Raw genomic sequence first — 1,324 nt, 5'->3', positions numbered from 1 at the left:
AATGCAGTGACCTTTGCATTGACAAATGGAGATTCCATGTATCTAAAAAATACGCCTTTAGGCCTTCTGATACCCTTTCCCCTGCGGTTTAGCGTGCCTTTTACATTAATATCTAAACCCTCTCCGATGGTGGCCTTTAACTGACTAATAAATGCAACCGATATAAACTGTGATAATTCTGGGTGATTTATGATTCGATCGACAATTGTATTGTACACTAGTGCAGGATCAGGCCAATCCAGTTCTTTTTCAATTACCGGTGTGTCGTCTGTATTCAGTACATGTCCAACAAATGCAAATGCTAACGTTTTGTATTTCTTATAATTGTCAGGAACTGGAAAAGTCCCCCTTGTCGTCTCGATTACACACCTACTTTCATCGTACACCATAGGTTGGAAGTGCTGCATAATACATTGCTTAATACAAACAAGCAGTCTCTCGCCATTCATATTTCAGTTATTTTCCATTACAGCTGATGTCATTGTATATCAGCGCTGTAAAAATCTATCTGTTACAGAAGGTTTTCGCGGTTTTTATAAACAAAACTTTCGTTACGAAATCGAGCAATCACCCCAGCTGCGTATTTGGAAATTCGGGAAAAAGTAGAGCAACGCGAGTTGCATTTTTTACACCATAATGCATGATTAACTTCGAGAAGGGATTAAGGCTAATTTCACTAGTATGTTTCAAAAACCTCAATCTGTCCATTGAATGCCTTATAAAACAGCTATAGATTGCATAGAAGAGTTAGCTACTCAATGCTTTTTGTCAAAGCTTACTGATGATGATGTGTCTACTTTCAGGCGGGTCTGTAGTAAGGAGAATGACATTATAAAGCTGGCACTTAGAATTCCACGGACTATAGACTATACTAGTATACTCCGTCTACTGTACGATACACTTCCGCTCAGGTCCTTGTCCTTTAACGAGGCCTTACCACTCTTTTGTTACTCTATTGATCCAGCTCAGCAAAGGCAGTGTGATCTAAGATTCTATCTTCGCGATGTAGTAAAACTAGCTAGACCGAGAAAGAGACTAGAAATGCAAAAGGCACTTCTACAATGGCTGCCATCATTATTATCCGATGTGACGCTGCAGCTTCTCAATGATATTCGAATACGCTTTGAGGAGATACAGCCTAATATCCGACAAACTGTTTTACAGATTTACGATCGTACTTGTTACCCATCATTGAATTTTGAACATCCGAACCTGGGAGTTTTCCCTGAAACAGATAGTATACTTGAACCTGTATAATAATATATAGTCTAGCGCTTTACGGAAGACAATGTATGTATTTCGGTTCCTGGAGAAACTATTGCAT

1 protein-coding gene is annotated in these 1,324 nt (G+C 39.0%); it reads right to left on the bottom strand.

Annotated elements, in window-relative coordinates; translation table 11 throughout:
* Positions 1–389: hypothetical protein (locus tag GT641_RS12855; protein ID WP_243143781.1), on the bottom strand; the 389-nt coding region annotated here is incomplete at its 3' end.
* Positions 390–1,324: the final 935 nt, after the last annotated feature.

Source organism: Clostridium sp. BIOML-A1 (genome assembly GCF_009874105.1).
Lineage (GTDB): Bacteria > Bacillota > Clostridia > Lachnospirales > Lachnospiraceae > Coprococcus.
The sequence above is the reverse complement of the archived record's forward strand: the minus strand, read 5'-3'. Positions and strand labels throughout refer to the sequence as shown.